This is a genomic window from Marinifilum fragile, assembly GCF_963677365.1.
Taxonomy (GTDB): Bacteria; Bacteroidota; Bacteroidia; order Bacteroidales; family Marinifilaceae; genus Marinifilum; species Marinifilum fragile.
The window spans coordinates 4,344,193-4,361,844 of sequence record NZ_OY781962.1; the positions used below are offsets into that span (position 1 = coordinate 4,344,193).

Annotated in this window: 16 protein-coding genes; 7 read left to right on the forward strand and 9 right to left on the reverse strand. The window is 35.9% G+C overall.

Translation table 11 applies throughout. The annotated features are described in order from the left end of the window. Window positions 1-68: 68 nt before the first annotated feature. Window positions 69-1,790, reverse strand: a complete 1,722-nt coding sequence (gene lysS, locus ACKPCA_RS17470; RefSeq protein WP_054716885.1) for a lysine--tRNA ligase — start codon at window positions 1,788-1,790, stop codon at window positions 69-71. 423 nt (window positions 1,791-2,213) lie between these two features. Here lysS and lipA point away from each other — a divergent pair, with 423 nt between their 5' ends. The 4 genes from lipA (at window position 2,214) to ACKPCA_RS17490 (ending at window position 6,971) form a co-directional block, all read left to right on the forward strand. Further along, complete coding sequence (lipA, locus tag ACKPCA_RS17475) at window positions 2,214-3,092, forward strand: lipoyl synthase (RefSeq protein WP_321280216.1); 879 nt, start codon at window positions 2,214-2,216, stop codon at window positions 3,090-3,092. After that, on the forward strand, window positions 3,085-3,789 hold the full coding sequence (lipB, locus tag ACKPCA_RS17480) for a lipoyl(octanoyl) transferase LipB (protein WP_321280217.1): 705 nt from the start codon (window positions 3,085-3,087) through the stop codon (window positions 3,787-3,789). The genes lipA and lipB overlap by 8 nt, the downstream gene beginning before the upstream one ends. Window positions 3,790-3,812: 23 nt before the next feature. Then, window positions 3,813-5,522 (forward strand): single-stranded-DNA-specific exonuclease RecJ, encoded by a 1,710-nt coding sequence (recJ, locus tag ACKPCA_RS17485; protein ID WP_321280218.1) that lies wholly within the window; start codon window positions 3,813-3,815, stop codon window positions 5,520-5,522. A 213-nt stretch (window positions 5,523-5,735) separates the two neighbouring features. Beyond that, a complete protein-coding gene (locus ACKPCA_RS17490) occupies window positions 5,736-6,971 on the forward strand; it encodes a uracil-xanthine permease family protein (RefSeq protein WP_321280219.1) in 1,236 nt (411 codons plus the stop codon). 451 nt (window positions 6,972-7,422) lie between these two features. Here ACKPCA_RS17490 and ACKPCA_RS17495 read toward each other — a convergent pair whose 3' ends face one another. From ACKPCA_RS17495 to purE, 8 genes are all read right to left on the reverse strand, one after another. Then, window positions 7,423-8,721 carry an NCS2 family permease gene (locus ACKPCA_RS17495; protein WP_054716908.1) on the reverse strand — a complete coding sequence of 433 codons (1,299 nt, stop codon included), beginning with the start codon at window positions 8,719-8,721 and terminating at the stop codon, window positions 7,423-7,425. A 23-nt stretch (window positions 8,722-8,744) separates the two neighbouring features. Further along, a complete protein-coding gene (locus tag ACKPCA_RS17500; RefSeq protein ID WP_054716913.1) occupies window positions 8,745-9,398 on the reverse strand; it encodes a DUF5020 family protein in 654 nt (217 codons plus the stop codon). Window positions 9,399-9,457: 59 nt separating this feature from the next. Continuing rightward, window positions 9,458-10,096 carry an HAD family hydrolase gene (locus tag ACKPCA_RS17505; RefSeq protein WP_054716915.1) on the reverse strand — a complete coding sequence of 213 codons (639 nt, stop codon included), beginning with the start codon at window positions 10,094-10,096 and terminating at the stop codon, window positions 9,458-9,460. Further along, on the reverse strand, window positions 10,090-10,581 hold the full coding sequence (locus ACKPCA_RS17510; protein ID WP_321280220.1) for a YbaK/EbsC family protein: 492 nt from the start codon (window positions 10,579-10,581) through the stop codon (window positions 10,090-10,092). The genes ACKPCA_RS17505 and ACKPCA_RS17510 overlap by 7 nt, the downstream gene beginning before the upstream one ends. A 510-nt stretch (window positions 10,582-11,091) precedes the next feature. After that, window positions 11,092-11,565: a PaaI family thioesterase gene (locus ACKPCA_RS17515; RefSeq protein ID WP_321280221.1), complete on the reverse strand. Its 474-nt coding sequence runs from the start codon at window positions 11,563-11,565 to the stop codon at window positions 11,092-11,094. A 73-nt stretch (window positions 11,566-11,638) separates the two neighbouring features. Next, entirely contained in the window at window positions 11,639-13,672 is a 2,034-nt protein-coding gene (locus ACKPCA_RS17520) for a helix-hairpin-helix domain-containing protein (RefSeq protein ID WP_321280222.1), read from the reverse strand. Between the two features lie 9 nt (window positions 13,673-13,681). Continuing rightward, window positions 13,682-14,494, reverse strand: a complete 813-nt coding sequence (locus ACKPCA_RS17525) for a PorV/PorQ family protein (RefSeq protein WP_321280223.1) — start codon at window positions 14,492-14,494, stop codon at window positions 13,682-13,684. 210 nt (window positions 14,495-14,704) lie between these two features. After that, the gene (gene purE / locus ACKPCA_RS17530) at window positions 14,705-15,211 is read right to left on the reverse strand and encodes a 5-(carboxyamino)imidazole ribonucleotide mutase (RefSeq protein ID WP_054717084.1); all 507 of its coding nucleotides are present in this window, start codon (window positions 15,209-15,211) and stop codon (window positions 14,705-14,707) included. Between the two features lie 290 nt (window positions 15,212-15,501). On the opposite strand from purE, the gene hpt reads away from it, so the two are divergent. From hpt to obgE, 3 genes are read left to right on the forward strand one after another with little or no spacing between them, the layout of a single operon-like run. After that, window positions 15,502-16,041, forward strand: a complete 540-nt coding sequence (hpt, locus tag ACKPCA_RS17535; protein WP_054716929.1) for a hypoxanthine phosphoribosyltransferase — start codon at window positions 15,502-15,504, stop codon at window positions 16,039-16,041. Window positions 16,042-16,044: 3 nt separating this feature from the next. Beyond that, window positions 16,045-16,650: an adenylate kinase gene (locus ACKPCA_RS17540; protein ID WP_054716932.1), complete on the forward strand. Its 606-nt coding sequence runs from the start codon at window positions 16,045-16,047 to the stop codon at window positions 16,648-16,650. A gap of 12 nt (window positions 16,651-16,662) precedes the next feature. After that, window positions 16,663-17,652, forward strand: coding sequence for a GTPase ObgE (gene obgE, locus ACKPCA_RS17545; RefSeq protein WP_054716935.1), 990 nt, complete (start codon window positions 16,663-16,665; stop codon window positions 17,650-17,652).

Sequence of the window (17,652 nt, forward strand, 5' to 3'; positions counted from 1 at the left end):
TAATAAATATCGGAGGAAGGGAAAAATTCCCAACCTCCGATCATGTTATATTTCCTAATAAAATAAGCTTAAGCTAACCAAGCTTTTACTTCATCCTGACTAGGGTTATTTAAACCCATTTTTAATTTTTTGTTCCAACCACAAATATCTTGGTGCAGTTTGGTAGCTTTTTCCTCTTTAAGAGCCTCTACAGTTTGAAAACCTGCCTTACGAATAATAGGCATCCATTCTGGAGCAATACCTAATTCAATAAATTTTTCATCACTATCAACTGCAGCTTTTTTCTCTGGTCTCATTTGTGGAAAAAATAGTACATCCTGAATTGAATGAGAGTTGGTCATCAACATGGTTAAGCGGTCTATACCAATACCCATACCCGATGTAGGAGGCATACCATATTCAAGAGAACGAACAAAGTCCATATCAATAAACATTGCTTCGTCATCTCCTTTTTCGCTTAATCTCATTTGTTCTTGGAATCTTTCTAACTGATCGATAGGATCATTTAACTCAGAGTAGGCATTACAAACTTCCTTACCGTTCACCATAAGCTCAAAACGCTCGGTTAACTCAGGATTATCTCTATGCTTTTTACAAAGAGGAGACATTTCGATTGGATAGTCAGTAATGAAAGTTGGTTGAATGTAGTTGCCTTCACATTTTTCACCAAAGATCTCATCAATTAACTTTCCTTTACCAAAAGTTTCGTCAACCTCAATATTTAATTGCTTACAAACATCGCGAAGTTCATCTTCATTCATTCCGTTGATGTCAATTCCAGTGTGCTCTTTAATAGAGTCAATCATAGAAATACGTTTGAATGGACGCTTGAAATCAATTTCTTTGTCTCCCACTTGTACTTTAGTTGTACCATGAAGATCTAAAGCAACTTTTTCAATCATCTCTTCGGTGAAATCCATCATCCAGTTGTAGTCTTTGTAGGCTACATAGATTTCCATTACAGTAAATTCAGGATTGTGAGTTCTGTCCATACCTTCATTACGGAAATCTTTTGCAAACTCATAAACACCATCAAATCCACCAACAATAAGTCTCTTTAGATACAATTCGTTGGCAATACGCATGTACAATGGAATATCTAAAGCATTGTGATGAGTGATAAATGGACGAGCCGATGCACCACCTGGAATTGCTTGCAAAATTGGAGTTTCAACCTCAAGATATCCCTTGCTGTTGAACAACTCGCGCATTGAGTTAATGATTTTAGTTCTTTTCAAAAACACTTCTTTTACATCCGGATTTACTACCAAATCAACGTAACGCTGACGGTAACGCATTTCAGGATCACTAAAAGCATCGTATACTTTTCCGTCTTTTTCTTTTACGATAGGAAGAGGACGGACTGATTTTGAAAGAACTGTCATTTCGGTTGTATGAACAGAAGTTTCTCCAACCTTTGTTTTAAATACGTATCCCTTAATTCCAATAAAATCTCCAATATCCAAAAGCTTTTTGAATACTGTGTTGTAAAGAGTTTTATCCTCTTCAGGGCAAATAGAATCGCGGGCAATGTATACCTGAATTCTTCCTTTTGAATCCTGAAGTTCAATAAAAGAAGCTTTACCCATAATTCTTCTGCTCATTATTCTACCTGCAATACAAACCTCTTGTAGGTTGTTTTTTTCAGGATCGAAATCTTTCAGAATATCTGTAGAATAATTATTTACATGATATTGTGCTGCAGGAAATGGGTTGATGCCCAAATTCTGCATTTCCTTTAGGGAATTTCTTCTAATGATCTCTTGTTCACTAAGTTCTAACGCATTCATCTTAATCTCAATAAAGTTTATTCGGGTGCAAAGATATAATAACCTGAGCAATTTGTGAATTCATCGCTATAAATACTTGTAAAAAAATAAACTAGTTGTAAAATTTTATGCAGTTAGGGCATTCAAAACACAGAATATGAGATCATCTGCTTAAAAATTCTTAATTGTAATTGAATATGCATGGTAGTGAGGTTTTTATTTTTTATTATTGCAGCACAATTAGCGGTATTTAGATTGAATAAAAATAATATCCAGTGTCAAAAACTAGTTAAAAAGCCCTTTAAATTGAGTGCTAATTCAATCCTTTCGAATACCTTTGCATGAATTGAAATTTTATTGCAAGAATTATGAATTGTTGTGAAGTTTTAATGTTGATAATTGGTTGTAAAATAGATTATTGACGGAAATAGGGAGAATGTTGAGATGAAAATAAAAAGAAAGCCAGATTGGCTAAAAATACAGCTGCCAAAAGGTGACGATTATGCCTACGTAAATGGCATTGTTCAAGAACACGGATTGCATACAATTTGCTCGAGTGGAAAATGTCCTAATGTTGGAGAATGTTGGGGAAATGGAACAGCAACATTCATGATTTTGGGAAATATTTGTACAAGAGCATGTAAATTCTGTAATGTTCCTACCGGGAAACCACTTCCTGCTGATACAAAAGAACCTAAGCGATTGGCACGATCCATTAAATTGATGAAGCTAAAGCATGCGGTTATAACTTCTGTGGATCGTGATGATTTGGAAGATGGAGGATCAAAAATTTGGGCGGAATGCATTAAGGAGATTAAAGCTGCCTGTCCGGGAACTACCATGGAAGTTTTAATTCCGGATTTTAATGGAAAAGAAGAGGATGTACAGCGAGTTATCAATGAAAATCCAGAAGTAATTTCTCATAACCTTGAAACGGTTCGTCGCTTGACACCAGAGGTTAGGAGTCGTGCAAAATACGATCTTAGTTTAAAAGTCTTAAAGCAGATTGCCGATTCAGGAATTGTTGCAAAATCGGGAATCATGCTTGGTTTGGGTGAAACCGAAGAGGAGATTTACCAAACGATGGATGATTTGTTAGCTGTTGGAGTTAAGGTAATGACCATAGGTCAATATTTACAACCAACCCGTAAACATTTGGAACTTCAGGAATATATAAGTCCAGAACAATTTGAAAAATATAAGCAAGTAGGATTGGAGAAAGGCTTTTCATTTGTTGAAAGTACTCCACTTGTTCGTTCATCATATCACGCAGAACAACACGTTAATGCACTTAAATTAAAGCAGGTTTTAAAAAATGATTAATACGATTTTTAGAGACTTGGGTTCGGTTGAATACCAAGAAGCCTGGGATTATCAGGAAAACTTGTTTCAGGAAGTATTACAATCGCGACAAGCAAATTCTGAACTTCCTGCAGAGGAAAAAAACTTAAGCAATAATTACTTGCTATTTTGTGAACATCCACATGTGTATACTTTAGGAAAAAGCGGTAAAGAGCAGAATATGTTGCTTAATATGCTGCAACTGCAGGCAAAAGAAGCAAGTTTTCACAAAATAAACAGAGGTGGGGATATCACTTATCATGGTCCTGGACAAATTGTTGGCTATCCAATTCTAAATTTGGAAACCTATGATATGGGAATCAAGAAATACATTGAGACCCTTGAACAGGCCGTAATCAACTGTATAGCAGATTATGGATTGAAAGGTACTCGATTGGATGGAGCTACTGGAGTTTGGCTGGATATCGATACACCGAAAGTTCGTAAAATTTGTGCCATTGGGGTTAGAGTTAGTCGATGGGTTAGCATGCATGGTTTTGCTTTTAATGTGAATACCGATTTGAAATATTTCGATTACATAAATCCATGTGGATTTGTTGATAAAGGTGTAACCTCATTAAAAAAAGAGCTAGGCAAAGAGCTTGATATTGAAGAGGTAAAACATAATTTAAAAAATCATATTGCAAATCTGTTTGATATGAAGCTGGAAATTGACTAATTTGGCTAGCTAAAATCTTAAATATGGAAAAGAGATGGGTAATAAATGAGCCGGGCGATGAAGAAACGGTTGGCGCACTAATGGAATCATTGGGTGTTGACCGAGTGATTGCCAATCTGTTAGTTCAGAGAGGAATCACAACCTTCGATATGGCCAAAGCTTTTTTTCGTCCCAGTCTCGACGATTTGCATGATCCTTTTCTGATGAAAGATATGACCAAGGCGGTTGACCGATTGGTTATCGCCATGGAGAAGCAAGAGCGTGTGATGGTGTATGGCGACTACGATGTTGATGGCACCACATCTGTAGCTCTTGTTTATACATATCTAAAATCTCATTTCGATTTTATAGACTACTATATTCCTGATCGCTACTCGGAAGGTTATGGGATTTCCAAAACTGGAATCGATTATGCAGCAGAGAATAATATCAGTTTGGTTATCGCATTGGATTGTGGAATTAAAGCCATTGAAAAAATTGCTTACGCAAGCGAAAAAGGAGTTGATTTTATCATTTGCGACCACCATACGCCAGACGAAACTTTGCCCGATGCAGTTGCAGTACTAGATCCTAAAAGAAGTGATTGCGAATATCCTTGTGATGTTCTTTCAGGTTGCGGTGTTGGATTTAAGTTGATGCAAGGATTGGCGATCAGAAAAAATTGGCAGTTCGAAACACTAATTCCTCTTTTGGATTTATTGGCGGTAAGTATTGCATCAGATATTGTCCCAATTACAGGAGAAAATCGAGTTTTAACCTACTTTGGGCTAAAGCGGCTGAATGAAAAACCTCGCTTGGGATTAAAAACAATCCTAAAATTGGCTGGCGTTTCAAAAGATTTGAGCGTTAATGATATTGTCTTTAAAATCGGTCCAAGAATTAATGCCGCAGGTAGAATTCAATCGGGAAATCATGCGGTACAGTTGTTGATTGCCGAAAGGGAAGAGGCTGCTACTTTAATTGGCGATACCATAAATGGATTGAATGAGGACCGAAAAGAGTTGGATCATAACATTACTGATGAAGCTTTGGAACGTGTAGCTAAAAGCAAAACTTTGCTCGAAAAGAAGAGTACGGTTTTGTTCGATCGTAACTGGCACAAAGGGGTTATTGGAATTGTGGCTTCTCGAATGATTGAAACCTATTACAAGCCAACTGTAATTCTTACTGAGTCGAATGGATTTGCAACGGGCAGTGCTCGTTCGGTGGATGGTTTCGATCTGTACAATGCAATATCGGCTTGTAGCGATTTGCTCGAAAACTTTGGAGGTCATAAGTATGCTGCCGGCCTAACCATGAAAATTGAAAATGTTAGTGCTTTCCAACAACGTTTCGAGGAATATGTTTGCGAAAACATTACAGATGATATGTTGGTTCCTCAGATAAAAGTGGATGCCAGCATTAAACTTTCCGATATCACACCTAAATTTTTCAGAGTATTGAAACAGTTCGAGCCTTTCGGACCTAAGAATATGACACCTGTATTTATAAGCGAAAAGGTAGTGGATTATGGATATAGCCGCCCGGTTGGTAGAAATAAAGAGCATCTTAAACTTTCGGTTGTTGATGATATCCGAGAAGGAGATGTAAAAGGCGGTATTGCTTTTTCGATGGGTAATCTGTATTCGAAGATATCTAGCGGTTCTCCTTTCGATGTTTGTTACTCAGTTCAAGAAAATGAGTACATGGGAAAAGTAGAAACACAACTTATGGTTCGTGATATTAAATTCTAATCTTCATTTCCGATATCTTATTGTTTAAAACTTACTTAGATTGTGTCTGTTTAAGAAAAAAAGATTTTTTAGCTGACGATTTCTAATCAAGGATCTAATTGAGTTTTTTGATTTAATGCACTCCTTTGCGTTGATTTATTGAACTTTTCGAATTTGTCAGTTTCGAGAAGCTTATTATCTTTGCGCCAATTTGTGAATTTTTAAATCCATTTTATGATCCTTACTCAAGAAGCTACGGCTCCGGGATTCCAAAGTCCCGCGAAAAGAATTATTTTGGGAGTACAATTTCTCTTTGTTGCCTTTGGCGCAACGGTACTAGTCCCATTGTTAGTTGGTATTGACCCAGCAGTCGCATTGTTTACAGCAGGAATCGGAACCTTGATTTTTCATTTGATCACAAAAGGTATGGTTCCTGTTTTTTTAGGCAGTAGTTTTGCCTTTATTGCTCCAATTGTAGCCGCAACAGAATTATATGGTTTGCCTGGAACCTTATCTGGATTAATTGCGGTAGGTTTGGTGTACGGTTTGGTTTCCGGAATCATCAAAATTTGGGGATTAAGAGTTATCGAGAAAATTTTTCCATCTATTGTTGTTGGACCAGTTATCATGATTATAGGTTTGTCCTTGGCTCCTGTTGCAGTTAATATGGCTAAAACCAATTGGATCATTTCTTCTGTTGCATTGTTAACTGCTATTTTAATTGTAGTTTACACCAAAGGAATGCTGAAATTGATTCCTATTTTCTCTGCAATTGTTGTAGGATACATTGTATCAGTAGTTTTAGGTCAAGTTGATTTCACACCAATTAAAGAGGCAGCATGGTTTGCACTTCCTGAGTTTGTTCGTCCTGAATTAAATTGGAGCGCTGTTTTATATATGATTCCTGTTGCGTTTGCTCCGATTATTGAGCATGTTGGCGATATGTATGCAATTGGTGGAGTGGCAAACAAAGAGTTTGTTAAAAAGCCAGGTTTAAACCGAACTTTATTGGGAGATGGTGTTGCTACTGCTTTTGCAGGATTTTTTGGTGGACCACCAAATACAACTTACTCAGAGGTTACAGGTGCAATTGCACTAACAAAAGTTACCGATCCAAGAGTGTTAAGAATAGCAGCGATTACAGCATTGGTGTTTTCATTAGTTGGTAAGGTAAGTGCATTCCTTAAAACCATTCCTCAAGCTGTTTTGGGTGGAATTATGCTATTGCTTTTCGGTATGATTGCAGGTATTGGTATTAAAACTCTTATCGATGCGAAAACAGATTTTACAAAAACCAGAAACCAGGTAATTGTTTCAGTTGTACTGACTGTTGGTATTGGTGGAGCACAAATTTCTTACGGTAACTTCTCGTTGGCAGGAATTGGCTTGGCTTCGGTTGTTGGTGTTATTTTAAACCTAATTTTACCTGATAAATCGAATCCGATTAAGGGAAGTAAGATAGAAGAATAATTGTGAATGAGATGTTTATTTAAATAATCTATCTTTTTAATAAGTATTCTGTTAAAAATTGATTAAATTTGATTCTGTTAACCTGAATCTTGATTTAGGTTTTAACATCCCTTTTATATATAAAGCCCCTGGAAAGGGGCTTTTTTATTTCCGGTATCGAAACTGATACCTACCGTATTTGAATTGGTTTTGTTGGCCATCTTTGGTAAAGTATCCTTTGTTGTCGCACAAGCTGTTGCCCTAGTAGTAGGTGCACGAATGATGAAATAAGTTGATGGTCAGTTTTTATCGAGAGGATGGTATTTTGTGATATTTTTCATCAATAATAAGATTTAAACATGCATAGCATGTTGCAAAATGAGAGGCAGATCGTAAAAAGAAAATCCCTCTCTACCTAAGTAAAGAGGGATTTTGAATATGGAAAATTCTATTTTGATTTTTGTGCTATCAATTAGGCAAAATAGAATTTAATAATAAACAACACCGCTATAACAATCATTACCGGGCTAATTTCTTTGTAACGACCCGTAAGCAATTTTAATGTGACGAACGACAACATCCCAAATACAATACCATCAGCAATACTGAAGGTCAATGGCATCATGATGATGCAAAGGAATGCTGGAATTGCTTCTGTAAAGTCGTTCATATCAACCTTCAAAATTGGCGACATCATGAATAAACCAACAATTACCAAAGCAGGAGCTGTAGCAGCAGAAGGAATCATTACAAATACAGGAGCAAATAACAATGCCAAAGCAAACATACCTGCCGTTGTAAGAGCTGTCATACCTGTTTTACCACCTTCCGATACACCAGCAGCACTCTCAACATAAGTTGTAACGGTTGAAGTACCCAAGATAGATCCGAAGAATGTACCAACAGCATCGGCAAATAAAGCTTGTTTTACACGAGGTACACGACCTTCTTCATCCAACATATCTGCTTTCGAAGCTACACCAACCAAGGTTCCTACTGTATCGAACATATCTACAAATAAGAAAGTGAACAATACGATGGCCATATCAATGGTGAAGATTTGAGAGAAATCGAATTGGAAAAAGATAGGAGATATTGATGGAGGAATACTTACAAACTTGTAGTTTTCCGGCATGTGAGTTACTCCTAAGATTAATGCCAATATGGTTGAGAAAAGGATACCAATTAAAAGAGATCCTTTTACGTTTCTTGCAAAAAGAACACCTGTTACCAAAATACCAACTAATCCTACAATTACGCTTGGGCTTTTCATATCGCCTAAACACACCAATGTAGCAGGATTATCAACAATAACGCCAGCTCCTTTTAATCCAATAAATGCAATAAATAGACCGATACCAACCGAAACGGCGTGTTTCAAGTTCAACGGAATGGAGTTAACAATTAGCTCGCGAATGTTGAAAGCTGTTAATAAAAGGAAGATGATACCTTCAAGGAACACTGCAGTTAAAGCAAATTGCCAGCTGTATCCCATTCCTAATACTACGGTAAATGCGAAGAATGCATTTAACCCCATACCAGGAGCCAAGGCGAAAGGTAATTTAGCAACCAAAGCCATCACTAAAGTTGCGATGATAGCCGAAATGGCAGTTGCTGTAAAAACAGCTCCTTTATCCATACCGGTTGCACTTAAAATATCTGGGTTAACCGCAAGGATGTATGCCATGGTCATGAAGGTAGTGATACCAGCAACAATCTCTGTGCGGAGGGTTGACCCTTGTTTGGTAATGTTAAAAAACTTATCTAACATGATTACTAGTTTTTAATTGTTGATTAGAAATTCCACTTCACAGCAAGAGTTGGACGAACTTCGAAATCGTCACCTGCAAAGTTGTTAGAGATTTCAATCTCGCTACCAAAAGAAAGGTTTTTAGTTGCATTGTACCAGATTTGAGGCTCAGTTAAGAATACTGTATCATCTGATAAACCATTTTCAGTCCAAAGATCAGCAAAACCTGAGAAAGTCATTTTGCCATCGAAGAAGTTAACATACCAAGTACCTGTAATTTGGAAGTTTGCTTCGCCAGCATCTTTAATTGCTTTGTAACCTGCGTAAGTTGAGAATCCTGATTTAGCACCACCTTTTGCGTAGTTTACACCAAAAATCCAAGCATTGTTAATGGTGTAGCCAAAGTTCATGTCTGGAGTTTCAGCGCTACCAACACCACCATTGTACTCAATGTGTAAACCAACTGGCATTTTCTCTGTTTTCAATACACGAGCAATTTCGAAATATCCTTGGTTGATACCGTTTTCTGCATCGTAATCAAAATCGATAAATGTAAAAGTGTTACCCCACTTGTCCATTTTGAACATTTCAAAAGTAGTTGTGAAGTGTCCACGGTCGAAATCGCGGTGTAATTGAAGGTTTTGTGCATTAGCAGCAAAAGAAACCAAAACAGCGAAAATAGCAAGTAATTTTTTCATGATAAATTAAATGATTGTTTAATAGAATTTAATTAAGTAAAAAATTTATAAATGGTTGTTTAATTCTTTGTGATCTCTTTTAAGTGGTTGACAACTATAGGGCAACCAGTCTCCTTTAATTTTTGATAGGATTGATGACCTGAGGCAATTAAAATGCAATTGCATTTTAATTCCTTGGCAACTTCATAATCGTGTGTAGTGTCGCCAAACAGGCAAACTTCACTGGCTTTTAATTCATGTTTTTTCATCAATTGTAAGCCATTGTCAATTTTCGAACTTGCATATATGTTATCAATTCCTGATATCTCATCGAAATACTTAATGATATTCTCGTTTCGAGTTGACTCATTAAGCATGTTTTGTTCCATTGCTGATAAAATGAATTGCTTTTTGCCCTCTTTGTTAAAATGAGTTAGCAAATCAACAGCTTCTGGAAAAATCCCTGAATGAGGCAATAAAGATGTATAATGATTGATGAATTCATTTGCAGCTTTATCCCAATCTTCGGTTTCAAAATCAAACCCTACCGCTTCGTAATAACTTTTCACTGGAAAAGTAAATACCTCACGATAGTGCTCGGTTGTTAGTAAAGGCAATCCTCTTTTGTTCAGCATCTTGTTAATGCTAAGCACTCCAATCGACAAATCGTCGAGTAAAGTACCATTGTAATCCCAAATAATTGCCTTAAAATCTAACATGCTAGCTTTAGTTTAGGATTTGAGGTTAGACAAAGAGTTGCTTTTGTAATCGAGTGAAGGTCGATAGGATCTATTATAACTTGTTTGCCTCCTAACTCTGCACCAATCGGAAGATGCTCCAATTGTAATGTAGAAGAGTCGAGAAAAACAAGGGAATCTTTTAATAGGTCATGGGAGGAATATCCACTATAGATGTAAAGGGTAGACTCTTGAATATTTTTCAAGGTAACCATACTACTCTTTTGGTTTCCTCTAAGTTGTATATTGGAATTGGATTTGAAATCGGATGAATCAGGCAGGCAGTCAACAACAGCTCCCTTTTTATTTTCAGAAGGTACAAGGGTTTTGTTGACGTGACAAATATGCATATCAGTCTTCTCAGGTACATGCTCAGTTCCTAATTCGATAGGATCTGTATCGTACTTGCTAATTGCACATTCTATGTTTACTCGATCTATATTACGAGCTGCATTGGTCTTTTTCATCCTTTCGTTTTTTGGCCCAATCCTGAAGGTTACCTCCTGATTGGGAACTACCAGTTTCCCAGATGATATTTTTTAAATGAGCGGCAAAAATAGTAAATTTTTTAAATTTCAAAATTGTTTCAATTCAATTCCGAGATCGATATTCTTGCAGAAGTCTTGTATTTAAAGAGATTGAAGTGTATGAAAAAAATGTAGTTTTAATTTTAAATGAATTAAAATTGTAATGAAGAAACATTTAGATCCATTCCTATTTGTAGTAATCGATAATATTACTCTGTTTGTTGTGTTCATTAAATATCTATTGCACAACGCTTAAATCACTTTAAGATATATATGGTCTTACTAGTTTCATCATGATTATCTATAAAAGACAATCTGATTTAATGCTGTTTTTGAACTGAATTTGGTATTTCTTATTATTCCATCCACCAAATAAATTCATTCTATATTATATAGATGGCGGAAAAGCGATGGGCGAAATACAATTTGGAAAGTGAGATTGTGTAAACTTTATTCGTAAAAAGCCTCAATTCCTGGATATTCAAATTTCTTAATTGCCATTTCCTGAGGGAAAATCATGTATTGAACTTCAGCTTCAGAACACACTTTTCCGTCCGGATCAAGAATTTCAGCATGGATGGTTGCAAATCTTCTGTCTTTCGAAATTAGTTTTCCACGAATGGTTAGATTTCCCTTATCTGTAAAGGCTGAGTTTTTAAATTTGGCATTTAGAGCTGTAGTTACTCCTGCTGTTTCACATTTAACAAATACTACCCAACAAGCAATTTCGTCTAGAATCGTAGTTTGAATTCCACCATGTAAAACATTTTTAAAACCAGAAAGGTGAGTTTTTGGTTCCCATTGGGAAACAACATACTCGCCATCTTCAAAAAAATCCATTTGTAAGCCTTGTTCATTGTCAGGCGAACAGCCAAAGCATTTTCCGTTTTCAGTAGAACGATATGGGTTGATGATCTTTTTCATGGTACGATTTGATGTGTTATGCCATTTAATTTTAAGAGTTCGAAAGTACAATAAGAAAATCATTGTAAAAAATCTAAAATCGAAATTTCAATTGAAGTTTTACATCAGATTTTGTTTCGCCATGAATCAATGAGGTACCTGATCCAATACTTTCCGTATCGGAATACTTTGTTTGAGCATATCTGGCATAAAAGGTAATTTTATTATTGACTTTATAATTAAGATTGAAGTAAAATCGACTTCCTTTATTGTAATAAGCTGGAACTGAATAAGAATATAGGATGTCATTTTCATAAGCATAAATTCTTGTGTCGTAAGAATCGGTATCGAATAATGCATATCGCAAACTAATGTTTAATGGAAATTGGGAAAACCTATAAATCAAATCCTGATAAATGAGAAAACCATTTTCGTTCTGTTCGCCTTGTTTGTGTTTTGTAAACTCTATTCTGTTTCTAATTTCCCAGTTTGCTGCAGGCTTTGCCGATAGGTGCAGGCGATATTGAGTTTTCTCAAATTCAACAGGGGTATTTATAAAATCAGCATTAACGTTATCAGCCTTGTTTTCTTGTTTATACCTGAAATAAACCGATAATTTATCGCTGTTTGTATATTCAATTTGTGAAAAATATTCGTGGCCATTGGTTGGCGAATTGCTCGAATATCTTAGCCAGTGAAATTCAAACTGATCGTAGTAAGCTTTTATGCTCCATTTAGGAAATGGATGAAAATTAATTCCGATGTAAATTCCTTCTTCGTTTTGGCTTCTACTTTGTTCCGAAAGGGAATTTGAGTAGTGAGCGTGAAAATCCTTATCGTATTTGCGATAAATAGTCTCAAGATTGAATTGAGGGTGAATTTGAATGTTTGCTCCTTGCAGTATTCCAATGCCACCTGATTTTGATCGAGAAGCTTCGCCAAATAAATGAATATTATTGATTTGAGTTTGATAGTTTATGCTTAGGTTGTAATTGTTCTTACCCGTAAAATTGTATTGAGAATATGCTTTTTCGGTGATTTTTATTTCTGGGGAATAGGAGTATTGAATAAATGCAGCACCAAATTGTGTATTCTTTAAATTCCATGTAAAATAACCACCAAACAATTTTTCTTTTAAAGCATCTTTTTTGTCTAACTCATTCCTGTTTCGGTGCAAACCTGTATTTATAATGCTAGATGCATAAGATGAAATGGTGTCAGCATCTGAACTTGCATCTATCTTTTTATAAGAAACAAATGTAGCAATATCAATTCCTTTTAAAGGGGATATGATGATGGAAGCTCCCCTAAAAAATCGATTTTCATCAGTTGATTTGTAGGATCTGACACCTTGGGATTTTTTTGCATTTTGAGTTGTGAAGGAAGATTTTTTACCGCCCATGCCTGACCACAAACTTAAACCTTGGCCAAATTTGATTTGATAATCGCCCAGGTTGATCTGTTTTAAAAGTCCATTTGATTTTTTTTGAATATGAGCCGAATAAAAATCAAATCCATTAGAGTTTTGATCCTTAAAGAATGGTTCGCCTTTATCGTTTTCTGCTGTAAACCCGAAGTCTATTCCCGAATTAGGAGATTGCATTTGGTATCTGCTGTAATATTTCCATGGATCTCCAAGGTATTTAGAATTCTCACTGGTTGTGTTATATCCAGCCTCTTTTTGAAAATTGTGTTCGCTTCTGATTAAGAGTTGGTGTTGTGTTTTTTTAATGATGATTGGTTTTGGATTTGCCTTTGTGGAAATTAAAGGAGCTATATTTTTAACCAACTCAGCAGAGAAACCTGTAATTAATTGTATTTCGTAAATACTAAGTATCTCACCATTTCTTTCGCGGTACTTAATTAATTGCTCTATCTGGTTTTGGTTTAAAAAGTATAGCTTCTCCAAATCATGAACACTTGCCGTGTTGATGTTTAATGGATTTTGAATCAATTTGGTGATTTCCTCTAATAAATTGGTGTAATCTGGACTTTCTTCCTCTTGTTCTGCGATGTTTTCAATGATTCGTTCTATTAGATCTTGTTCTCCTGCCGTGTTTTGTGCATTAGAAATACCTAAACCAGAAAAGAATAGTATCGATAATAGTATGCTGTGAATTCGTTTCATGATTCGGTTTTAAAACTGAAAACTGATATCGGCAGAAGGAGTATAGCCAAGAACAGGGTGTCGTGAGAATGCGATGTTTGTTTTTAAGTTAGAGAAATTAAATCCAATACCGAGACTTATTGAATTTGGGTGATTGTATGCTCCTGCCCGAATGAATAGTTTTTCGTTTACAGGGTATTCTATTCCTGCTTTTACTTGTAAGTCATCATCTAAATTTTTTAATATTTCAGAACTGATGATGGCTCCGTTCGATAATTTCCATGAAATTCCAAATCGGCCTACTGTTGGGATTTTATCATCGTAATCCCAGGTTTTGAAGTTCTCCTGTGTAGGATTGGTAAGATGGAAACCCATATAGAAATTGGAAGCAATTTCTGCTAACAATCCAAATTCGAATGTATACTTTGATTGTGATCCGTATTCGGTATTTAGTTTCTTTCTTATCTGATTGAATTGTAAACCAGCCCAAAAGTGTTTTCCTAAAGCTCTTGAATAGGAAAGTCCGATTTTAGACTCTTTGTAAAGTTCAAAACCGAATTGAGTGTAGTTTCCAGAAAAGCATCCAAATTTACTTGGGACATTAATATGGAATGATTTTGTGCTTAATTCTTTGTTTGTGAATCTATTTTCGTAATAAGCACCAAAAGATTTTTTCTTTAACAAAGCAAGACCAGCTTGGTTGTGGAAACCTGACCATTCATCATAGAGAGCAACAGATGCATTTCCCATTGCAAAATATCGTGCTCCTGCAGGCCTGTTTTCGTTTGAACCGAAGACTTTTATTGAGATGAATAAAAGAATGAATAATAAAAATGTGCGCATAGTATATTAAAAACTGTTTTATAGGATATTTACATACAAATATCATTAAGCTAAGCTTAAATTTGTAGAAGCCTAGCTTTATGATGCGCTCTGATTTTTATTACTTCTATTTTGGTAGATTGAGATTGAAAATCATTGTTAAATTAAAATAAAAAATCTGCATATCATAACGAAATGCAGATTTATTTCTATAAATAGGATTATGCTTTCCTAGTTAGTTTTGTAATCGTATTTTACAGTCGATAATTCTTCGTTTGCTTTAACGATTTTTTCTTTCAATCCTTCTTTAAATTCAATTATAGCTTCTTGAAGGTCTTCGTCTCCTACAGCAAGAATTTGTGCTGCAAGAATACCAGCATTCATTGCACCGTTGATTCCAACTGTTGCTACTGGAATTCCTGGAGGCATTTGCGCGATGCTTAAAAGTGCATCCATTCCATCAAGAGATGCGTTAATCGGTACGCCGATTACAGGAATTGAAGTCATAGCTGCAATTACACCAGGAAGGTGAGCTGCCATTCCTGCTCCTGCAATGATAGCCTGAATACCATTTTCTTTTGCATTTTTTGCAAATTTTTCAACTTGTTCAGGAGTTCTGTGTGCAGATAATGCATTGATTTCAAAAGGAATTTTGAAGTCGTTAAGAACCTTTGCCGCTTTTTCCATAACTGGCAGGTCTGATGTGCTGCCCATTATAATACTAACTTTCGCTTTCATTTGGTTTTTTCGTGGATTTAATAAATAAAATGACAAAAAATTGTACTTTTGCAGCAAAATGAGGAATTGTTTTAATTCCAGAATGTGAACCTGCATCCGTCGCTAATTTTAGCGTAAAAATGAAAAAAAAATATGTATGTTCCATATGGAGTTGAAACATTTTTTATTCCCTAAAAGGAATAAGGATAAAATTACATTAACGATAGCTTAGGGCATTGCCTTAACCGCCCGATAACTCAGAAAAATTCTGACAGGGGAAGTCGGACAACTAAGACAAATATTAAAGACTAATGAAAACTGTAAAACTTCTTGATCGAGAATTTCGTGTATCAATTCCAGCAGAGGAAATTGATAAGGTAATTGCCCAAATGGCTGACAAAATGAATAAAGAATTAGCAGGAAAAGATCCTTTGTTCATTTGTATTTTAAATGGTTCGTTCATGTTTGCATCAGATTTGATGAAACAAATAACTGTTGAAAATGCACAAATTACTTTCATGCGTTTGTCATCTTACGAGGGAACAAACACTACAGGTAAAGTAAAAAAATTAATGGGCTTTACTGAAGACTTGAAAGATCGTACAGTTGTATTGTTAGAAGATATTGTAGATACTGGAATCACAATTTCGAATACTTTGGAGCAAATCAAAGATTATGAAGCAAAAGAAGTGTTGGTAGCAACAATGTTGTTCAAGCCAAAGGCTCTAATCAGAGATGTGAAATTACACTATGTTGGAATGGAAATTCCTAATGATTTTATTGTTGGTAGAGGTTTGGATTATGATGGAATTGGAAGAAATCTACCAGATATCTATACTGTAATTGATTAAATAATGTTAAATATTGTTTTGTTTGGACCTCCAGGTTCAGGGAAGGGTACGCAATCTAAATTAATACAAGATAGATTTGGCTTGATCCATCTTTCAACTGGAGATGTGTGCAGAGAGGAAATAAAGAAAGCTACACCGGAAGGGTTAGAAGCGAAGCGACTAATTGATGGGGGTAACTTCTTTCCTGATAAGTTGGCATATCGAATAGTAGAGAAATTTATTGATTCAAATTGCGAATCGAAAGGATTTGTTTATGATGGGATGCCACGCCATGTAGGTCAGGTTCCTGTTTTTGCAGAAATGCTTGCCAAACGAAATGGTATTGTTGATATTGTGGTCGAGCTAAAAGTAGAAGAAGAGGAGTTGATTCAACGTTTGTTGAAAAGAGGCGAAACTTCAGGTCGACCAGATGATAGCGGACGTGAAGTAATTGAAAAGCGTTTGCGAATTTATGATGATGTTACTGCGCCAATCGCAGAAGAATACAAAAAAACAGGTGTTTACTATTCTGTTGATGCTATGGGATCAATGGATGAGGTTTTGGACAGAATTTCTAAACTAATTGAGGAAAAACTATCTCTTACACCTGAATTTGTTGAAGTGCAATAGAAAATAAAAGCTATGTCAGGATCTAATTTTGTTGATTACGTAAAGATTTTTTGTAGATCGGGAGCTGGAGGAAATGGTTCAACACACCTTCATCGTGATAAATTAACGATGAAAGGAGGTCCTGATGGTGGTGATGGTGGTCGTGGAGGTCATATCATTATTCGTGCAAACGCACAATTATGGACTTTGATTCACCTAAAGTTTAGTCGTCACGTATTTGCTGGCGATGGTGGATCGGGGAGTCAAAGTAGAAGTACAGGTTTCGATGGTGAAGACAAAGTAATTGAAGTGCCATTGGGAACTGTTGCACGTGATGCTGAAACCGGAGAGGTTATTTTCGATGTAACCGAAGATGGAGAAGAGAAAGTCTTAGTAAAAGGAGGACGTGGAGGTCTAGGTAACTGGAATTTTAGATCTTCAACAAACCAAACTCCAAGATATGCGCAATCGGGAGGAGAAAGAGTTGAAAGATCGGTTATTTTGGAACTGAAAGTTCTTGCTGATGTTGGATTGGTTGGATTTCCAAGTGTAGGAAAATCTACTCTTCTTTCTGTAGTTTCGGCAGCTAAACCCAAAATTGCCGAATATCATTTTACAACCTTGGTTCCTAACCTTGGAATTGTTGCATATCGCGATGATCGTTCTTTTATAATGGCAGATATTCCTGGGATTATTGAAGGAGCACATGAAGGTCGTGGCTTAGGTTTGCGATTTTTACGACATATTGAAAGAAATTCGGTCTTACTGTTTATGGTGGCAGCCGATAGTAACGACATTCACAACGAATACAAAATTCTTTTGAATGAATTAAAGCAATTCAATCCTGAATTGTTGGATAAAAAAAGACTACTTGCTATAACCAAATCAGATATGTTGGATGAGGAATTGATGGATGAAATTAAGCAAGATTTGCCTGATGTACCATGTGTTTTTATATCTTCAGTCGCTCAAAAGGGAATCATGGAGCTAAAAGATATGATTTGGAAAGCAATTAACGAATAA

Excerpts from the sequence above, each read along its gene's own strand:
- purE (WP_054717084.1), bottom strand. The coding sequence starts at position 15,211 with ATGAAAGCGAAAGTTAGTATTATAATGGGCAGCACATCAGACCTGCCA.
- ACKPCA_RS17495 (WP_054716908.1), bottom strand. The coding sequence starts at position 8,721 with ATGTTAGATAAGTTTTTTAACATTACCAAACAAGGGTCAACCCTCCGC.
- ACKPCA_RS17540 (WP_054716932.1), top strand. The coding sequence starts at position 16,045 with ATGTTAAATATTGTTTTGTTTGGACCTCCAGGTTCAGGGAAGGGTACG.
- lipA (WP_321280216.1), top strand. The coding sequence starts at position 2,214 with ATGAAAATAAAAAGAAAGCCAGATTGGCTAAAAATACAGCTGCCAAAA.
- lipB (WP_321280217.1), top strand. The coding sequence starts at position 3,085 with ATGATTAATACGATTTTTAGAGACTTGGGTTCGGTTGAATACCAAGAA.
- lysS (WP_054716885.1), bottom strand. The coding sequence starts at position 1,790 with ATGAATGCGTTAGAACTTAGTGAACAAGAGATCATTAGAAGAAATTCC.
- recJ (WP_321280218.1), top strand. The coding sequence starts at position 3,813 with ATGGAAAAGAGATGGGTAATAAATGAGCCGGGCGATGAAGAAACGGTT.
- ACKPCA_RS17520 (WP_321280222.1), bottom strand. The coding sequence starts at position 13,672 with ATGAAACGAATTCACAGCATACTATTATCGATACTATTCTTTTCTGGT.
- ACKPCA_RS17500 (WP_054716913.1), bottom strand. The coding sequence starts at position 9,398 with ATGAAAAAATTACTTGCTATTTTCGCTGTTTTGGTTTCTTTTGCTGCT.
- ACKPCA_RS17505 (WP_054716915.1), bottom strand. The coding sequence starts at position 10,096 with ATGTTAGATTTTAAGGCAATTATTTGGGATTACAATGGTACTTTACTC.
- ACKPCA_RS17515 (WP_321280221.1), bottom strand. The coding sequence starts at position 11,565 with ATGAAAAAGATCATCAACCCATATCGTTCTACTGAAAACGGAAAATGC.
- hpt (WP_054716929.1), top strand. The coding sequence starts at position 15,502 with ATGAAAACTGTAAAACTTCTTGATCGAGAATTTCGTGTATCAATTCCA.
- ACKPCA_RS17525 (WP_321280223.1), bottom strand. The coding sequence starts at position 14,494 with ATGCGCACATTTTTATTATTCATTCTTTTATTCATCTCAATAAAAGTC.
- obgE (WP_054716935.1), top strand. The coding sequence starts at position 16,663 with ATGTCAGGATCTAATTTTGTTGATTACGTAAAGATTTTTTGTAGATCG.
- ACKPCA_RS17490 (WP_321280219.1), top strand. The coding sequence starts at position 5,736 with ATGATCCTTACTCAAGAAGCTACGGCTCCGGGATTCCAAAGTCCCGCG.
- ACKPCA_RS17510 (WP_321280220.1), bottom strand. The coding sequence starts at position 10,581 with ATGAAAAAGACCAATGCAGCTCGTAATATAGATCGAGTAAACATAGAA.